Source organism: Mycobacterium intermedium, assembly GCF_002086275.1.
In the GTDB taxonomy this organism is placed as follows: Bacteria; Actinomycetota; Actinomycetes; order Mycobacteriales; family Mycobacteriaceae; genus Mycobacterium; species Mycobacterium intermedium.
Genome location: NZ_MVHT01000115.1, coordinates 1 through 17,274, shown reverse-complemented (window position 1 = coordinate 17,274; position 17,274 = coordinate 1). Strand labels below are relative to the sequence as shown.

Annotated in this window: 14 protein-coding genes and 1 pseudogene; 7 read left to right on the top strand and 8 right to left on the bottom strand. The window is 67.4% G+C overall.

The genetic code is table 11. The features are described from left to right. Positions 1–511 (bottom strand): annotated as a pseudogene (locus tag BST27_RS27005) (PE family protein); the annotation flags it as partial. Positions 512–660: 149 nt separating this feature from the next. Between BST27_RS27005 and BST27_RS34665 the strand changes: the two are divergent. Next, positions 661–3,678 carry a PE family protein gene (locus BST27_RS34665; RefSeq protein ID WP_170062376.1) on the top strand — a complete coding sequence of 1,006 codons (3,018 nt, stop codon included), beginning with the start codon at positions 661–663 and terminating at the stop codon, positions 3,676–3,678. Positions 3,679–3,688: 10 nt separating this feature from the next. On the opposite strand, the gene BST27_RS26975 is transcribed toward BST27_RS34665, so the two are convergent. Genes BST27_RS26975 through BST27_RS26965 form a run of 3 tightly spaced genes read right to left on the bottom strand, consistent with a single transcriptional unit; the run spans position 3,689 to position 6,859 of the window. Continuing rightward, complete coding sequence (locus tag BST27_RS26975; RefSeq protein WP_069421648.1) at positions 3,689–4,423, bottom strand: PP2C family protein-serine/threonine phosphatase; 735 nt, start codon at positions 4,421–4,423, stop codon at positions 3,689–3,691. A gap of 4 nt (positions 4,424–4,427) precedes the next feature. Continuing rightward, the gene (locus tag BST27_RS26970) at positions 4,428–5,882 is read right to left on the bottom strand and encodes an AMP-binding protein (RefSeq protein ID WP_069421647.1); all 1,455 of its coding nucleotides are present in this window, start codon (positions 5,880–5,882) and stop codon (positions 4,428–4,430) included. After that, positions 5,879–6,859 carry a phosphotriesterase family protein gene (locus BST27_RS26965; RefSeq protein ID WP_069421646.1) on the bottom strand — a complete coding sequence of 327 codons (981 nt, stop codon included), beginning with the start codon at positions 6,857–6,859 and terminating at the stop codon, positions 5,879–5,881. Before BST27_RS26965 ends, BST27_RS26970 begins: the two co-directional genes overlap by 4 nt. Before the next feature lie 87 nt (positions 6,860–6,946). Between BST27_RS26965 and BST27_RS26960 the strand changes: the two genes are divergently transcribed. The 3 genes from BST27_RS26960 to BST27_RS26950 all read left to right on the top strand — a co-directional run bounded on the left by BST27_RS26960 (position 6,947) and on the right by BST27_RS26950 (position 10,559). After that, positions 6,947–8,644 carry an acyl-CoA dehydrogenase family protein gene (locus tag BST27_RS26960; RefSeq protein WP_069421645.1) on the top strand — a complete coding sequence of 566 codons (1,698 nt, stop codon included), beginning with the start codon at positions 6,947–6,949 and terminating at the stop codon, positions 8,642–8,644. A gap of 290 nt (positions 8,645–8,934) precedes the next feature. Then, positions 8,935–9,624, top strand: a complete 690-nt coding sequence (locus BST27_RS26955; RefSeq protein ID WP_069421670.1) for a TetR/AcrR family transcriptional regulator — start codon at positions 8,935–8,937, stop codon at positions 9,622–9,624. After that, a complete protein-coding gene (locus BST27_RS26950; protein WP_069421644.1) occupies positions 9,621–10,559 on the top strand; it encodes a R2-like ligand-binding oxidase in 939 nt (312 codons plus the stop codon). The genes BST27_RS26955 and BST27_RS26950 overlap by 4 nt, the downstream gene beginning before the upstream one ends. A gap of 78 nt (positions 10,560–10,637) precedes the next feature. Here the strand turns inward: BST27_RS26950 and BST27_RS26945 are convergent, their stop codons facing one another. After that, entirely contained in the window at positions 10,638–12,014 is a 1,377-nt protein-coding gene (locus tag BST27_RS26945; protein ID WP_069421643.1) for an NADP-dependent succinic semialdehyde dehydrogenase, read from the bottom strand. 151 nt (positions 12,015–12,165) lie between these two features. On the opposite strand from BST27_RS26945, the gene BST27_RS26940 reads away from it, so the two are divergent. Then, positions 12,166–13,809, top strand: coding sequence for an acetolactate synthase large subunit (locus BST27_RS26940; RefSeq protein WP_069421669.1), 1,644 nt, complete (start codon positions 12,166–12,168; stop codon positions 13,807–13,809). A gap of 92 nt (positions 13,810–13,901) precedes the next feature. Here the strand turns inward: BST27_RS26940 and BST27_RS26935 are convergent, their stop codons facing one another. From BST27_RS26935 to BST27_RS26925, 3 genes are read right to left on the bottom strand one after another with little or no spacing between them, the layout of a single operon-like run. Continuing rightward, complete coding sequence (locus BST27_RS26935; protein ID WP_069421642.1) at positions 13,902–14,306, bottom strand: TOBE domain-containing protein; 405 nt, start codon at positions 14,304–14,306, stop codon at positions 13,902–13,904. A 25-nt stretch (positions 14,307–14,331) separates the two neighbouring features. Then, entirely contained in the window at positions 14,332–15,111 is a 780-nt protein-coding gene (locus BST27_RS26930) for a hypothetical protein (protein ID WP_069421641.1), read from the bottom strand. Next, positions 15,108–15,509: a hypothetical protein gene (locus tag BST27_RS26925; protein WP_069421640.1), complete on the bottom strand. Its 402-nt coding sequence runs from the start codon at positions 15,507–15,509 to the stop codon at positions 15,108–15,110. The genes BST27_RS26930 and BST27_RS26925 overlap by 4 nt, the downstream gene beginning before the upstream one ends. A gap of 95 nt (positions 15,510–15,604) precedes the next feature. Here BST27_RS26925 and BST27_RS26920 point away from each other — a divergent pair, with 95 nt between their 5' ends. Together BST27_RS26920 and BST27_RS31810 are read left to right on the top strand one after the other, a co-directional pair. Next, positions 15,605–16,132 (top strand): hypothetical protein, encoded by a 528-nt coding sequence (locus BST27_RS26920; RefSeq protein WP_069421639.1) that lies wholly within the window; start codon positions 15,605–15,607, stop codon positions 16,130–16,132. A 17-nt stretch (positions 16,133–16,149) separates the two neighbouring features. After that, positions 16,150–17,274, top strand: a 1,125-nt coding sequence (locus BST27_RS31810) for a PPE family protein (protein ID WP_249025725.1), incomplete at its 3' end; no start/stop codon positions are given.

Here is a 17,274-nt window from a genome sequence, read left to right as displayed (position 1 = left end):
TCCGCCATTACCACCGGACCCGCCGTTTCCGGCGCCAGTGCCGTTGTCCATGCCCGCGGTCCCGCCGTTGCCCGCCATTGCCCCACAACAGACCGCCGTGCCCGCCGTTCTGACCGGTCCCGTCCACCCCATTGACACCATCACCGATCAGCGGACGCCCCAACAAGAAATTGGTGGGCGCATTGATGACCCCCAACACAGCAGCCTCAAGGGCCTGCAGGGGTGACACGCTGGCCGCCTCCGCCGCGGCGTAAGCGGTGCCGGCGCCCCGCAAGGTCATCACAAACTGCTCATGGAACGCGGCGAGTTGGCGGTTGACTGCTTGGAACTGCCGGGCCTGCTCGGAAAACAGCGCCGCGATCGCTGCCGACACCTCATCCTCAGCCGCAGCGATCAGCCCCGTCGTCGGCGCCGCCGCTGCCGCGCTGGCCGCACCCAACGACGTCCCGATCCGAGCAATTTCACTGACCGCCGGCCCGACCGCTCCGGGCACCACCGAAACGTATGACATTTGCCCGCTCCACGTCTTTCGCAGTGCCCCGAAGCTGGTACGCGCCCTCCCTGCGTCCTGAGCTTAAAGGCAAATAAAGCCTCTGACCAGCTTTTTCTACACTTTGGACAATTTACGGCGTGTTGTCCGGCGGGCAGGGTGGCGTCGGCGTGCAATTCAGCGATGGCACCGGTGGGCAGGGTGGTACCGGCGGCCAAGGCGGACCCGGTGGCGCTGCAGGCCACTTCGGTGCTGCCGGCGCGAGTGGTCAAGCGGGAGCCGGCGGTGCCGGGGGTTCCGGCGGTACCGGCGGCAGGGGCGGTACGGGTGGGGCTGCGTATGGCTATGGCAGCGAGACGGTCGTCGGCGGCACCGGTGGTCAAGGCGGCGCCGGCATCATGAATGCGAATGGGTACGGAGGTCAAGGCGGAGACGGCGGAACCGGCGGTGCAGCGTACAGCTACGGCACCGGGGATGCGATCGGCGGCGCCGGCGGTCAGGGTGGCGCCGCAGACCCGAACGCCGCCACCGAGGGCAAGGGGGCGGGTATCGGCGGTACGGGGGGTGCTGCGTCGAGTTACGGAACCGGGAACGCCATCGGCGGCGTTGGTGGAACCGGCGGGACCGGCACCGGTTTGGGGGATGATCACGAAGCCCAGGGCTCTTTCGCGCGCGGTGGGACAGGCGGGTCCGCATCCAGCTTCGGAACCGGGAATGCCACCGGCGGCGCCGGGGGCACGGGCGGGACCGCCACCGCTGGCGCCGGCGGCACAGGCGGTTTCGGTGGCAGCGGCACTGTCCAGAACAGTGCCTCGACCGCTGTCGCCACCGGCGGAGATGGTGGTTTCGGGGGCTCAGGTGTCACCGCTGGCGGTGATGGCGGGATTGCCGGCCAGGGCGTCAACAAGGGTCTGGGTGCCGCGGTTGGCGGAAACGGCGGTGACGGCGCCGGGGGTGGGGCTACCGGCGTCGGCGGCGCTGGCGGCAACGGGGGCAGCGGACGAATCGAAAACGCCGTTTCCACGGCTACCGCCCGTGGTGGAACCGGTGGTGCAGGGGCAGGCGGAACCGACGGGGGCGATGGCGGCTATGGCGGTGGGGCCCAAACTTACGGGCTAGGCGAGGTAATTGCGGGTGCCGGCGGTACGGGCGGTACCGGCACTGTCGGCCGTGGCGGGGCTGGCGGCGCGGGCGGCTCCGCGAGCATCTACAACACTGACTCCACTGTGGTCGCCGTGGGTGCCGACGGCGCAGCAGGGGGCACGGGGGCGACCCATGGGGGCAACGGCGGAGCCGGCGGTGCGGCGACTAACTATGGCCAGGGGAACGCCGTCGGCGGCAACGGTGCAGCGGGTACCGACGGCGCCAGTGGCGGCAACGGCGGCTCCGGCGGAACTGCCATTGTCTACGGATCCGGCCAGTACACGCCCGGCGCCGGCGGGGTCGGCGGCACCGGCACAGCCGGCAGCGGCGGCAACGGCGGCACGGGCGGCAACGTCTACATCTACAACACCGCTTCCAACCTGGACGCCGTTGGGGCCGACGGTGCAGCGGGCGGCGTGGGCACTACGCGCGGCGGCGACGGTGGCCGGGGCGGCAATGCGATCAACTATGGCCACGGAAACGCTATCGCGGGTAATGGGGCAGCCGGGACCAGCGGGCCGACTGGTGGTAACGGAGGGGCCGGCGGAAGCGCCCAGGTGTATGGATCGGGTGGCTACGTCGCCGGCCAGGGCGGGGTCGGCGGTGACGGCAGTTCCGGTCGTGGCGGAAACGGCGGCGCGGGCGGCGGCGTGTACATCTACAACCCTGAATCGGTGCTGGACGCCGTGGGTGTCGACGGTGCCGCAGGGGGGTCAGGGGCGACCGGTGGCGGCGATGGCGGAGCAGGCGGTTATGCGTTTAATTATGGCCAGGGGGACGCTGTTGGCGGCAACGGTGCCGCGGGCACCGACGGACCCACCGGCGGTAACGGCGGTAATGGCGGCAACGCTCAGGTGAGTGGGACAGGTCGTGCCGTCGCCGGTAGCGGTAGGGTGGGCGGCACCGGCACCGACGGCCGCGGGGGGAATGGTGGCGCGGGGGGCGATGCGTCCATCACGAACGCCTCGTCGACGTATGACGCCGTCGGCGCAGACGGTGCTGCGGGTGGTGTGGGAACCACCGGTGGCGGCGACGGCGGAGACGGCGGGTCTGCAACGCAGTACGGCCTCGGAAATGCGGTGGGTGGTAACGGCGGCGCGGGGGCCGACGGCGCCAACGGCGGCAACGGCGGCGACGGCGGAGTCGCCCGTATGTACGGGGCTGGCCAGGCGATTGCTGGTGCCGCCGGAGTCGGCGGTACCGGTCTCGACGGCCATGGCGGAAATGGTGGTGAGGGCGGCGGCGTATTCGTTAACAATTCCTCGTCGATGTATGACGCCGTCGGGGCGAACGGCGGCGCTGGTGGCGCCGGAACCATCAAGGGTGGCGACGGCGGAGCCGGCGGTCACGCGGCTCACTATGGTCCGGGGAGCGCCATCGGAGGTGCCGGCGGCACAGGCGGGGGCGCCCTCCCGGGCGGGACCGGCGGGAACGGCGGCAATGGAGGCTCGGCAACTAACGTCGGCACCGGGGACGCGATAGGCGGTGCCGGCGCTGCGGGCACAACCGGTGGTACCGGCGGTAACGGTGGGGCAGGGGGTGCGGCGTCATCGACCGGCGCCGGTATCGCGACCCCAGGTGTCGGCGGGGCGGGTGGAACTGGCACGGTCGGCCGCGGCGGGGATGGCGGCGCGGGCGGTGCGGCGTCCGTCACCAACTACTTCTCTACAGCTGATGCCGTCGGGGCCAGCGGCGGCGTGGGCGGGGATGGCGTCACGGGCGGCGGCGACGGCGGCCGCGGCGGTGATGCGACTGCAACCCTTGGTAACGCTGTCGCCGGCAATGGTGCGGCAGGTGGAACCGGCGCTACTGGCGGCAATGGTGGTGACGGCGGCAAAGCAGCGCTCTCCAACACGAACTCGACCGCCAACGCGACCGGCGGCGACGGAGGCGATGGTGGTACCGGCACCGCGGGCGCGGGCGGCGACGGCGGTAACGGCGGCAATGCATCAGGCCCTGTCGGTGCGAATCTCAGCGGAGGCAGCGGCGGAGCAGCGGGTTCGGGTACGCCCGCCGGCTCCCCCGGCCAAGACGGCACCCCGTGATCGCTAACCCCTAGACGTTGATCACCAACGCGGTGATGTTGTCGGGTCCGCCCGCATCCCTGGCCGCCCCGATCAACGCCGCGGCGGCATATCCCGGGTCGGGGTTGTCTTCGAGGATCTGCGCTATCGACGCCTCGCTCACCACGCCGTGCAGGCCGTCGCTGCACAAAAGGATCCGGTCACCCTCCTGCAATTCGACCGCGCTGCCGTCGGCCTTGGCAGGAGGGCGCATCCCCATGTACTTCGTCACGATGCTGCGGGCGCGGTGTTTACCGGTGTCCGCGGCATCGACCTGCTTGGCCTCGACCAACGCCTGCACCAGGGTGTGGTCCCGGGTCAGCCGCTTGAGCGGACGATCGCGCAGCAGGTAGGCACGACTGTCACCGAGGTGAGCCACCAGGGCACGGGTGCCGGCGATGACCACGGCCACCAGGGTGCTGTTGGCGCCCTGGTAGCGAGCGTCCTTTTGCGCCGTCGCGTGCAGGTCGTCGGAGAGTTCGGAGACGGCGCGGGCCAACCGCTCGGGTGCGTCGGGGCCGTCGCGATCATCAATGGGTAGGTGGTGCGCGACGTACCCCGGCAACTTCTCCACCATGGTGTGCGCGGCCAGCGCACCGTCCCGACTACCACCCACGCCGTCGGCGACCATGAACAGGAATTGGTCCTCGTCCGAGCCCCAGCGGTCCTGGTTGTCGGATCGAACACAGCCGACGTCGCTCAGCGCCGAATACCCGATGTTCAACATGGTCTCATGCCTGCAGTCGCGCGATGACGTTGTCACGCACCGCCGTTCGACGCGCCTTGCCGGCGTCGTCACGCAGTGGGGTGTCGACGAACTCGACGGTACGCGGAATTTTGTAGCCCGCGAGCCGATCACCGACAAACGTCTGGACGGTCTCGGCAGTGAGGTCAGACCCGGTCACGGTATGCACTAACGCGTACGGTACTTGACCCAGATCGCTGTGCGGAATACCGACAACCAAACACGACAATATGTCCGGGTGCTCCGACAAAACGTTCTCGATCTCTGCCGGGTAGACGTTGCGGCCGCCGACGGTGAACATGTCGACGCGACGGTCCGACAGGTACAGGTACCCGTCGGCGTCGAAATAGCCCAAATCGCCTAGGGAATCCCACCCGTCGCGGCTTTTCGCTTTGACGCCGACGTAACGGTAGGTCGGTGCGCTGCCAGGACTGGGTCGCATGTAGATCTCCCCTTCCACGCCAGGCGGGCACGGGTTGCCGTCGTCGTCGAGCACCTTCATTTCGCCAGTGACGACTCGTCCCACCGAGCCGGGGTGGGTAAGCCATTCCGAGCCTGAGATGAAGGTTAGGGCCTGTAACTCGGTGCCGCCGTACAACTCCCAAATCTTTTCCGGGCCCAACAAATCGATCCATGCCTGCTTGACGGCCGGCGGGCACGGAGCGCCCACGTGCCATAGCCGCCGGATCGACGACAGGTCGTAAGAATCCGGGTTGGCGTGATAGACGGGCAGCAGTCGCTGCATGATCGTCGGCACCGTGGTGAGGAAGGTGACGCGGTGTTCGGTTACCAGTCGGAGGAATTCGTGCGGATCGAATCGCGGCAGCAGCACCAGGTGGTGCCGCATCAGCAGCGCGATCGTTCCCGTGGTGAAGCCGGTGTTGTGGGAAAGCGGCACCGGCACCAATGACGTGTCGCCCTCCTGTGCGCCCAGCGGATAGCCGATGGCCGCTGGTACCCGACTGTCGCCGCCGGCCTCGATCAGCTTCGGGCGCCCGGTGCTGCCGCCGGAGGCCAACGACTTCCAGGACGGCGACACCGCTTCCGGCAACGGCTCGTCGGACAAGGTCGAGTCGGGCACGAAACCGGCTGGCACACTGGGAATTTCACCGTGCGACCGCCCGACCAGCAGCGCGCGCGGGCGCAACTCCAGCAGACCGTGCAGCTCCGCGTCCGGCATCCCCGGCGACAGCGGTTGCGGCACGGCGCCCAGCTTCCAGCAGGCGACGGCGGCTTGCACCCACTCGACGGAGTTGGGTAACACGATGCTGACGTAGCTTCCTGCGGTGACGCCGCGTTCGGCGTAAGCGCGGGCCAGCCGGTTGGTCGAGCGGTCGAGTTCGGCTCGGGTGAGGGTGATTCCGGCGCAGGTGACGGCCGGTTCATCGGGGGCCAGTTCGGCCAGCTGCGAAATTTGGGTACCGATCGGTGGGACGGTCACTGATAGGCGCCCTGCCGCTCGAAGATTCGCCGCGGGTTCTCGACGAGCATGGTGTGCAGTTGCTCGTCGGTGACCCCGCGCTCCTTCAGCGCGGGAATCACGTCGTTGTGGATGTGCAGGTAGTGCCAGTTCGGTGCGGCCACCGCGAGCATCTCCTCGGGCAAAGCGTCGAAATAACAGTTGGCGTCGTGCGAGAGCACCATCTTGTCGGCGTGTCCGCGCTCGCACATGGTCGCCACGATGGCCACCCGCTCCTCGAACGGCAGGATAACGTCGATGCCGAACCGGTCCATGCCCAGATACGAGCCCGCCGAGATGATCTCCTCGAGGTAGCCGACGTCGGTGCTGTCGCCCGAGTGTCCGATGATCACGCGGCTCAGGTCCACGCCCTCTTCTTCGAAGATGCGTTGCTGTTCCAGCCCGCGCCGCAGCCCGGCGTGGGTGTGGGTGGAGATCGGCACGCCGGTGCGCTTGTGTGCCTGGGCTACCGCGCGCAGCACCCGCTCCACGCCCGGGGTGATGCCGGGTTCGTCGGTGGCGCACTTGAGGATTCCGGCCTTGATGCCGGTGTCGGCGATGCCCTGCTCGATGTCGCGGACGAACATGTCGACCATGACGTCGGGACCGTCGAGCATGGTGCCCGGGCCGGTGTAGTGGAAGCAGAACGGCACGTCGTTGTAGGTGTAGAGGCCCGTCGCGACGACGATGTTGAGCTCGGTTTGGGCGGCGACGCGGGCGATGCGCGGGATGTAGCGTCCCAGCCCGATCACAGTCAGGTCGACGATCGTGTCTACGCCGCGGGACTTCAGTTCGTTGAGCCGGGCGACGGCGTCGGCCACCCGCTTCTCCTCATCACCCCAGGCTTCGGGATAGTTCTGCGCGATCTCGGTGGTCATGATGAAGACGTGCTCATGCATGAGCGTGACGCCGAGGTCGGTGGTATCGATGGCTCCGCGAGCGGTATTTAGTTCTGACACAGAACCGATGCTAGGTCGATCCGACCCCATTGCAGTACCGTCTAGCCGTCCTTTTTCGATTTCCGTATCCGCATCCTTGGAGCAGTCATGTTGCTCAATCCCAAAAACCTGCAACGCCGATACCCGGACAGCCGCTCGGGCGAGATCATGGCGGCGACAGTGGATTTCTTCGAGTCCCGCGGCAAGGCGCGGCTGAAGCAAGACGAGCACGACAAGGTCTGGTACTCCGACTTCCTCAACCACATCGGGCGTGAGCGCATTTTCGCTTCATTGCTGACGCCGGCCGAGTACGGCGCTGACGACTGTCGTTGGGACACATATCGGATCAGTGAGTTTGCCGAGATCGTCGGCTTCTATGGGTTGAGCTACTGGTACCCGTTCCAGGTGACGGCCCTGGGCTTGGGTCCGATCTGGATGAGCGACAACGAGGACGCCAAGCGCAAGGCCGCCGCCCAGCTCGAGCAGGGCGAGGTGTTCGCGTTCGGCCTGTCGGAGCAGACGCACGGCGCCGACGTCTACCAGACCGACATGGTCTTGACCGAGTCCGAGCACGGCTGGGTCGCCAACGGCGAGAAGTACTACATCGGCAACGCCAACGTCGCCCGGATGGTCTCCACGTTCGGCAGGATCGACGGGTCCGACGAGTACGTGTTTTTCACGGCCGACTCCCAGCACGACCGCTACGAGCTGAAGAAGAACGTCGTCAACTCGCAGAACTACGTCGCCAACTACGCGCTGCACGACTACCCGGTCACCGAGGCCGATCTGCTGCACCGCGGCCCAGGGGCGTTCCATGCCGCCCTCAACACGGTCAACGTCTGCAAGTACAACCTGGGTTGGGGTGCGGTCGGCATGTGCACCCACGCCTTCTACGAGTCGATCACCCACGCGGCCAACCGCCAGCTCTACGGCAAGCTCGTCACGGACTTCAGCCACGTCCGGCGGCTGTTCACCGACGCCTACGCACGGCTGGTTGCCATGCGGCTGGTCGCCACCCGCGCGTCTGACTACATGCGCAGCGCCTCGGCCGACGACCGTCGCTACCTGCTCTACAGCCCCCTTACCAAGGCGAAGGTCACCAGCGAGGGCGAGCGGGTGATCACCGCGCTGTGGGACGTCATCGCCGCCAAGGGTGTGGAGAAGGACACCTTCTTCGAAACGGTGGCCCGCGAGATCGGCCTGCTGCCGCGCTTGGAAGGCACGGTCCACATCAACATCGGGCTGCTGGCCAAGTTCATGCCCAACTTTCTGTTTGCACCGGACCTTGCGCTGCCGCTGATCCCACGCCGCGATGACGCAGCCGACGACACCTTCCTGTTCAATCAAGGGCCCACCGGCGGCCTGGGCAAGGTGCGTTTCCACGACTGGCGCGCGCCGTTCGACAGCTACGGGCACCTGCCCAACGTCGCGCTGCTGCGTCAGCAGGTCGAGGTGCTGGCCGAGATGCTGGCGGCGGCGACCCCGGACGCGGCGCAGCAGAAGGACATCGACTTCGCCTTCGGTGTGGGACAGATCTTCGCCCTGGTGCCCTACGGCCAGCTCATCCTGGAAGAGGCCGCGATTTCCGGTGTGGACGAGGCGTTGATCGACGAGATCTTCGGCGTTCTGGTTCGCGACTTCAACAGCTACGCAATCGAATTGAATGACAAGGCCGCGACGACGGACGAGCAGGGCCGCTTCGCGCTGCGGATGATTCGCCGGCCCGCACACGACCCGGCGCGGTACGACAAGATCTGGAAGGAACACATCCTGCCGCTCAACGGCGCCTACGAGATGGCGCCCTAGCCGCCGCGTCGGCGCCGCGGCGCCGTCGAACGTGGGGGATATGCACCCGTCCCCGCGATGCGCGGGCAAGACGCCACACACTCGGCGTGGCGCCTCTCGGCGCGGTGTCGTCGAAGGTGGGGGATATGCACCCACCCCCGCGATGTGGGGGCCATGCGCCACACACTCGGCGCGGCAACCGGGGTCACACAGCCCCACACTCGGCGAGCCCACCAGCAGCACGCGCTAGTTTGACTGTGAAGTGACTCACAGTAGAATGACCAGTGGTCATCGAATGCGAGGAGGCGTCTATGCCGACGGTGACTTGGGCGCGGGTCGACCCCGCTCGCCGAGCAGCAATAGTGGAAGCCGCGGAGGCGGAATTCGGCGCGCACGGGTTCTCCAACGGCAGCCTGAACGTGATCGCACGGCGCGCCCACGTCGCCAAGGGCAGCCTCTTTCAGTACTTCGCCGACAAGCGCGACCTCTATGCCTTCATCACCGACATCGCCAGCCAGCGGGTGCGCAGCTACATGGAGGATCTCATCCGCGACCTCGACCCCAACCGGCCCTTCTTCGACTTCCTCACCGACCTGCTCGACGGCTGGGTCGCCTACTACGCCGAGCACCCTCGGGAGCGGGCGCTACACGCGGCCGCGACCTTGGAGGTCGACACCGACGCCCGCATCAGCGTCCGCAGCGTCATCCACCGCCACTACCTGGAAGTGCTGCGGCCGCTGGTGACCGCCGGGCACGCGCGGGGCGACCTGCGTCCGGACGCCGACACCGACGCATTGCTGTCGTTGCTGCTGTTGATTTTTCCGCACCTGGCGCTGGCTCCATACATGCGCGGACTGGATCCCGTCCTCGGGCTCGACGATCCAACTCCGGAGCAACCGGCCCTTGCCGTGCGCAGGCTGGTCGCCGTCCTGGCGGCCGCATTCAGCGCGCAGACGCAGGCCGTCAACGCAGCCCATGCACCCAAAGAGGAGGTCCCATGACACGGACACACTCAAGCTCGCTCGCCCGGGGCGGGCTCAACTGGAACAGCCTGCCGTTGAAGCTGTTCGCCGGCGGTAACGCGAAGTTCTGGGATCCCGCCGACATCGACTTTTCCCGCGACCGCGAGGACTGGGAGAAGCTGACCGACGACGAACGCGAATACGCCACCCGGCTGTGCGCCCAGTTCATCGCCGGTGAGGAAGCGGTGGCCGAAGACATTCAGCCGTTCATGTCCGCGATGCGGGCCGAGGGACGGCTCGGCGACGAGATGTATCTGACACAGTTCGCGTTCGAGGAGGCCAAGCACGTCCAGGTGTTCCGCATGTGGCTCGACGCCGTCGGGATGACGGAGGACCTGCACCCCTACCTGGACGACCTGCCCACCTACCGGCACATCTTCTACGACGAGCTACCGGACTGCCTCAACGTCTTGACGTCCGACCCGTCACCGGCCGCGCAGATCCGGGCGTCGGTGACGTACAACCACATCGTCGAGGGCATGTTGGCGCTCACCGGCTACTACGCCTGGCACAAGATCTGTGTCGAGCGCGGCATCCTGCCCGGCATGCAGGAATTGGTCCGGCGCATCGGTGACGACGAACGCCGCCACATGGCGTGGGGCACCTTCACCTGCCGTCGTCACGTCGCCGCCGACGATGCCAACTGGACGGTGTTCGAAACACGGATGAACGAGCTCATCCCGATGGCCCTGCAGCTCACCCAGGACGGATTCAACCTGTTCGAGGAGCCGAAGCCATTCGGGCTCAAGGACGAGGAGTTCCTGCAGTACGCCACGGACAAAGGGATGCGCCGGTTCGGCACGATCAGCAGCGCCCGGGGCCGCCCGCTCAGCGAGATCGACGTCGACTACACCCCGCTGCAGCTGGAAGACACCTTCGCCGACGAGGACCAGAAGGCCCTCGCGGGGGTCTAGTCACAACGCCGAGCAGACGCAAACTCGTACGGAATCAACCGATTTCGTACAACTTTGCGTCTGCTCGCGAGGGGCTCGCTAGCCCACCCACACGGTCTTGGCGTTGACGAAGGCGCGGATACCCATGACGGCCAGTTCGCGGCCATAGCCCGACCGCTTGATGCCGCCGAACCCCAGTTCGGGGAACGACACCGTCATCCCGTTGATGAACACCTGGCCGGCCTCGATCTCGTTGATGAAGCGTTCCTGCTCGCCCGCGTCGTTCGTCCAGGCGTTGGACCCCAGCCCGAAGCTGGTCGCGTTGGCGATCTCGATGGCCTCGTCGATGTCGCTGGCGCGGTACATCGAGGCGACCGGGCCGAACACCTCCTCCTTGTACAGCGCCATGTCCTTGGTGATGTCGGTGATCACCGTCGGCGGGTAGAACCACCCGGGCCGGTCGGGAACCTGCCCGCCGCAGCGCACGGTCGCGCCGGCGGCGACGGCGTCCTCCACCTGCTTGGCGATCTCGTCGCGGCCCGACTCGGTGGCCAGCGGGCCCACGTCGGTGTCCGGGTCGGTCGGGTCGCCAACCTTGAGGCCTTCCATCTGTTCGACGTACTTGTCGACGAACGCGTCGTAGATGTCGGAGTGCACGATGAACCGCTTGGCGGCGATGCAGGACTGCCCGTTGTTTTGCACCCGGGCCTTGACGGCGGTCTTGACGGCCTCGTCCAGGTCTGCCGACGGCATCACGATGAACGGGTCGCTTCCGCCGAGTTCCAGCACGGTCGGCTTGATCTCGTCACCGGCGATGGCGGCGACGGACTGCCCCGCCGGCTCGCTTCCGGTGAGGGTGGCCGCCGCGACCCGCGGGTCACGCAGGATGCGCTCCACGGCCTTGGACGACACCAGCAGCGTCTGGAAGCAGCCGTCCGGGAACCCGCCGCGGGCGATGACGTCGGCGAGGTACAGCGCGGACTGCGGCACATTCGACGCGTGCTTGAGGATGCCGACGTTGCCGGCCATCAGCGCCGGTGCCGCGAACCGGACCGCCTGCCAAAGCGGGAAGTTCCACGGCATGACGGCCAGCACCACACCGAGCGGTTGGTACCGGACGTAAGCCTGTTTCGCGCCGACCTTCGACGCTTCCGCCGGCTCGTCGGCGAGCAACTTTTCGGCGTTCTCGGCGTAGTAGCGAAAGCCCTTGGCGCATTTCAGCGTCTCCGCCTTGGCTGACGCCAGCGTCTTGCCCATCTCCAACGTCATCATCGCCGCGACGTCGTCGGCCTCTTTCTCCAACAGATCGGCGGTGGCGTTCGCCCACTCGGCGCGCTGTGCGAACGTCGTGGAGTGGCGGTAGTCGAGAAACCGCTCGTAGGCGCGCGCGATCGCGGCGTCGACTTCTTCGTCGGTTGCCTCGGTGAAGGTCTTGACTGTCTCGCCGGTGGCCGGGTTGATGGTGGCGATAGGCACGCTGAATCCTTCGTCTGGTGGGTACTTGAGAGAAACGTCCTGTATCTAGCCTGCCACTACTGTCGGACTAGCGGTTCCCTGCGGTTCGCTCCGCAAAACCGCAACATCGCCGACGGGCGTGGCCAACGAGGAGCCAAAGGGAGGTCCCGGGATGAGCACGCCGGCCGAGCTGATCGTCAAGTGCCTGGAAAACGAGGGGGTTTCCGTCGTTTTCGGGATCCCCGGCGAGGAGAACATCCGACTGGTCAAGGCGTTGGCGGCGTCAGATATCCGCTACATCCTCACCCGCCACGAGCAGGCCGCGGCGTTCATGGCCGAGATGTACGGCCGTGTCACCGGCCGCGCCGGGGTGGTGTCTGCGACGTTGGGCCCGGGGGCGATCAACATGCAACTCGGGGTCGCCGACGCCACCACCAACAGCACCCCGGTCGTCGCGATCTCGGCGCAGGTCGGCCAGGACCGCGAGTACAAGGAGTCCCACCAGTACGTCGACCTGGTGTCGATGTATGCCCCGATCACTCGGTGGGCCGCCGACATACCCACCGCGAACGCCATACCGGAGATGATCCGCAAGGCGTTCAAGCTCGCCGAAACCGAACGACCGGCCGCGGTCTACCTCGCGGTGCCCGAACATATCGACGAGGACGACGGCGACTATGAGCTGACACCGTTGCCGCGCAGGGTCGTTCGCGCCGAGGCGCCGGCGGCCCGGCAGGTGGCCCGCGCGGTCGAGGTGCTGCGCAGCGCCAAGCGGCCCGCGGTGCTGGCCGGGCATGGCGCGGCGCGCAGCCACGCCACCGCCGCCCTGGTCCGGTTTGCCGAACAGACCGGCATCCGGGTGGCCAACACCTTCCACGGCAAGGGCGTCATGCCCGACGACCACCCCAACAGCATCGGGACCTTGGGGTTCATGACGCACGACTACGTCAACTTCGGCTTCGACAACGCCGACGTCGTCATCGCCGTCGGCTACGAGCTGCAGGAGTTCGACCCCGTCCGGATCAACCCGCAGGGCGACAAGAAAATCATCCACATCCACCGGTTCCCCGCCGAGGTAGACGTGCACTACACCGTGGAGGTCGGGATCATCGGGGACATCAGTGAGTCCTTGAACGAGCTTGCCGACGCGCTCGACGGCCGGCGCTTCGACGACGTCGAGGTGCCCGGCTCGGGCTTGCTGGAAGAGGAATTCGTGCGGGGACAGAACGATTCGAGGTTTCCGGTGACCCCGCAGCGGCTGGTGGCGGACACCCGTGCCGCGCTGGGCCGCAACGACGTCGTGCTGGTCGACACCGGCGCCACCAAGATGTGGATGGCCAGGCTGTATCCGACCTACGAGGCCAACACCTGCCTGGTGTCAAACGGATTGTCGACCATGGGGTTTGCCCTTCCGGGTGCCCTGGGCGTCAAGTTGGCCAAGCCCGACGCCAAGGTGCTGGCGGTGGTGGGCGACGGCGCATTCATGATGAATTCCCAGGAGATCGAGACGGCGGTGCGGGAACGGATTCCGCTGGTGGTCTTGATCTGGGACGACGGCGGTTACGGGCTGATCGAGTGGAAGATGGACCTCGAACTCGGCGAGCACCACCACGTCAAGTTCACCAATCCCGACGTGGTGAGTTACGCGCAGAGCTTCGGCGCCAAGGGGTTTCGGATCAACAGCGCCGACGAGCTGCTGCCGACGCTGAAGGCCGCGCTCGACGACGACGGGGTGACGTTGATCTCCTGCCCGGTGGACTACTCCGAGAACCTGCGCCTCACCGACCGCCTGGGCCAGCTGGACGAGACCCTCTAACTTCCCCCCGGAGCCTTTCCTCGCGAGCAGACACAAACTCGTACGAAAAACGCTGTCTGAGTACAAGTTTGCGTCTGCTCGCGGGAGATCCGCTACGCGCTGCCGGGGACTTCGACGATCACGGTGGTGGCCTTGACGACGGCCACGGCGACGCTGCCGGGCTCGAGCTTCAACTCGCGGGCCGCCTCCGTGCTCATCAACGAGACGACGGTGTGCGGACCGCACTGCATTTCGACCTGCGTCATCACGGTGTCGGAAACCACCTTGGTCACCAGGCCGGCGAATCGATTGCGCGCGGAACTGGCGATGCCGAGCCGGTCGGGTGGCGCCGCGGGCGCCTTGTTCCGCCAGAATTCGGCCAACACGTCGCCGGCGATCACCTTGCGTCCGGATTCGTCGGTTTCGACGGCCAGCGCGCCTTGTTGAATCCACCGCCGCACGGTGTCGTCGCTGACCCCCAGCAACTCGGCCGCCTCTCGAATCCGCAGCCTCGACACGGACGAAGCCTACAACGCCGCGCGCTCAGTATCGTTTGACCACGTACCGTGGCGCGGTGCGCCAGGCGCGGCGGCCGTCCGGCAATTCCCTGAGCGGATCCAGCAGCAGGACGGCCCGGCCATCGAGCAGAACCGGCCGCACCCAGTCGCCCAGTTCGATCGGTTCGCCGGGTTCGGGTCGGCGTTGGGCACCATCGCGCGCATCGTCGATGCCGATCCGCGCGCGCAGTTCATCGATCGTGGTTTCCGGAGGCAGGTCATAGAGGCCCGGCAGATGGATGAACAGCCCATCGTTACCCGAAAGGTGCAGGCCTACCCCGGCAAGGGCGCCTACTACCCCGTCCTGTGTGCCGCCGTGTCCGGAGATGTGGACGGCCAACGCCGCACCGAGCTTCCAGGCATCCTCGGACCGCAGCACTTCTCGCTTAGCCCGGCGACCGAACTCCACCAGTGCGGGCGTGTCGACGATGCGACGCGGAATCGCCACGACGAGCCCTGGATCGGCGGCCGGCGGGCAGACCCGTTCCAGGAACTCGCCGGAGAAGCGGATGACTTCGGCCACCACGGCATCCGGATTCCCACCGGCGCTACGCCACGCTATGCAGGCGCTGGAATTGTGTGTGGTGTAAGGGATTCGATCGTCGACGAGCAGTTGGTGCCGGGTGGCTCCGGCCGGGGTGCCCAGGCCCGCCCTGGCCAGCTCGTCGAGCAACTGCCGCGCCCGCCGACCCGTCCCCGGACTGTACAGATCGTCGGTGTCGTCGATACCGATCAGCAGGTCCACGCCGGCCAGCGCGCGGGTCATGGATTGACCACCAACGCGGTGACGTCACGCACCCACCGCTCGCGGGCGAGCTGAGTTCCGGTGAGCTTGAGGGTATTTCGTTTGGTGACGTTCAGAATGAGCTGATCCGTGAGTTCGGCCGCCGTCAGCGTCTGAGCCGGGTCCCGGCCCTCCACGCGAACCAGGTCGACTCCCGTCGTCCCCGCCGCGGCGAGGATCGAGCGCACGGTCGGTCCCTTCTGGACCCGTGCGCCGTGTGACTGCGGCGTCGCCACTTCGACCTGCGGAAGATCCCGCAATTGCGGCAGCACGAAGCGCCGCACTTCGTGGCCACCCTGCTGCACGACGAGCGTCCCCCCGTTTGACGTTGAGCCTCCGCACGCGACGAGCCCTGGGCCGGCAAGCAGGGCCGCCACCACGAGCGAAACCGAGGCACCTGCAGATATCCGCACTTACGGAGAATATGACAATTCCAAACCGCAAACGAGGATAAGTTCGGAGTAGTATTCCGCGAGTGACGTTTTTATCATCGGCCGGTCACGTCGGTGACCAAGGTCGTTCACTCGCCCGTGAAGTCGCTTTCCCCCTGCTTTCGGTCGTCGTGATCGCTTGCTATGCCGATGTCCGCATTCCGATGGGCCTGCCCGGGCACCGGGGTCTGGTCTGGCTGACCTTGTTGGTGGCCGTCGCGTTGATGACGCAGCGCCGGGCGACGGTGGTCGCGGTCGGTGCGGCCGCCACGGTGACGACACTCGCGATGAATGTTCCCGCCGGTCCCCACGGATCCGTGGGAAGCGCGCGTTACCTGGCAGCCGCCGGCTTGTTGTACGGGTTGATCGAGCTGACCAAACGACGGTGGGCCTGGCTGATTGCGCTTGCCGCCGCACCCATTCACCTGGTGGCCCTCGTCGGCGGGTCCGTCGCGGCGGTGCTGCCCGAAAAGGTGTTGTTCCATTTGGGTTTCGGCCTCGCGGCGGGACTGCTGGGCTGGCTGATCGCAGTGGTGTCGGCGGGTTCGCGACGACGGTGCGACGCCGCTTGAGCAACAGGTAGCCGCCGGTGTTCGCGCCCGTCTGGATGGCACTTCCGCCAGAAGTGCACTCGGCCTTGCTGAGCACCGGACCGGGGCCGGGCCCATTGCTGGCGGCCGCCGAATCGTGGACGGCGCTGAGCCTCGAGTACGAGAGGACAGCAACCGAATTGGCGGCCGTCGTGGGCAACGTCCAACAGGAGTGGGAGGGTATCGCCGCCACCAGCTACGCGGCGGCGCATGCGCCGTTCCTGGCCTGGTTGATGCTGGCCAGCGCGGTCAGCGCGGCGGCCGCGGCCCAGCATGAGGCGGTCGCGGCGGCGTTCTCGACAGCCCTCGCGGAGATGCCGACGCTGGCCGAACTGGCCGCGAACCACGCCGTTCACGGAGTTTTGGTGGCGACGAATTTCTTTGGCGTCAACACGATCCCGATCGCTGTCAACGAAGCCGACTATGCCCGGATGTGGGTTCAGGCTGCGACCACGATGACCAACTACCAAGCGACGGCCGAGGCTACGCAGGGACCCGGCGGTGCGGGTGGCAACGGCGGAAGCGTTGCCGGCAAAGGTGGCAACGGCGGCGTCGGCGGTGTAGGAGGTGCGGGCGGGAACGGCGCCAACGGCTCCCACGGCACTGACCAACTCATGCTGGGCTTCGACGGCGGCGACGGCGGCGACGGCGGCAAAGGCGGCCAGGGCGGACAAGGCGGGGCCGGTGGCGCCGCCGGGACGGGGATAGACGGGAACGGCACCCAAGGTGCTGGCGGGGCCGGCGGCCAGGGCGGCGCCGGTGGTGTGGCCGGTGACGGCGGTCGGGGCGGCGACGGAACCCTCGAGGGACAGCACGGCGGAGCCGGCGGTGACGGCGGTAACCGCGGGGCCGGCGGCGCCGGCGGCACCGGTGGCGCCGGTTCTTCCAAAGGCACCCAAGGTGCGGACGGTTTCAGCCCGACCAGCGGCGGCAACGGCGGCAACGGCGGCAAGGGCGCCAACAACTCCAATCCGGGCGGTCTCGGCGGCGCCGGCGGGGCGGGCGGCAACGGTGGACTTGTCGGCAATGGCGGGAATGGTGGTGCCGGTGGCACCGGAGGAGCGGGTGCGCCGGGTAGTGCGCCGGTAGGCGCTGGATCGAACGGAGGCGACGGAGGGAACGGC

What these genes read in the sequence shown, in the direction of transcription:
- BST27_RS26950 (WP_069421644.1), top strand. Translation starts at nt 9,621, where the DNA reads ATGACACGGACACACTCAAGCTCGCTCGCCCGGGGCGGGCTCAACTGG.
- BST27_RS26960 (WP_069421645.1), top strand. Translation starts at nt 6,947, where the DNA reads ATGTTGCTCAATCCCAAAAACCTGCAACGCCGATACCCGGACAGCCGC.
- BST27_RS26955 (WP_069421670.1), top strand. Translation starts at nt 8,935, where the DNA reads ATGCCGACGGTGACTTGGGCGCGGGTCGACCCCGCTCGCCGAGCAGCA.
- BST27_RS26940 (WP_069421669.1), top strand. Translation starts at nt 12,166, where the DNA reads ATGAGCACGCCGGCCGAGCTGATCGTCAAGTGCCTGGAAAACGAGGGG.
- BST27_RS26975 (WP_069421648.1), bottom strand. Translation starts at nt 4,423, where the DNA reads ATGTTGAACATCGGGTATTCGGCGCTGAGCGACGTCGGCTGTGTTCGA.
- BST27_RS26930 (WP_069421641.1), bottom strand. Translation starts at nt 15,111, where the DNA reads ATGACCCGCGCGCTGGCCGGCGTGGACCTGCTGATCGGTATCGACGAC.